Raw genomic sequence first — 282 nt, 5'->3', positions numbered from 1 at the left:
ATGAAAAAGGCTTTGGCAAAAGTGGCCAGCCTTCTTCACGGCCACTGGTCAATAACACTGAAATGCCTTTTTCTTCCATGACCAGTGCTTGTGTCATATGAGAAAGGCTATGATCGCTTCTTTCACCTCCAAAAGCACCACACAAAATAAGCTTTTCAGCCCCCTTTTGGAGAGCTCTTTCACATGCCAGTGCACTATCGGTCATATCTTTATCAGGGGGAAAAATCTCACGGGGAATATCTGCATATTTGCTTTTTAAAGCTTGCTGAGAAGAATCGAAAT

1 pseudogene is annotated in these 282 nt (G+C 42.9%); it reads right to left on the bottom strand.

What is annotated here, in order from left to right:
- Nucleotides 1–282 (bottom strand): annotated as a pseudogene (locus ACFINZ_RS10825) (thiamine diphosphokinase); the annotation flags it as partial.

This window comes from Bartonella sp. AA81SXKL, assembly GCF_042196945.1.
GTDB lineage: Bacteria > Pseudomonadota > Alphaproteobacteria > Rhizobiales > Rhizobiaceae > Bartonella.
This window is presented reverse-complemented; position numbering and strand designations above follow the sequence as displayed.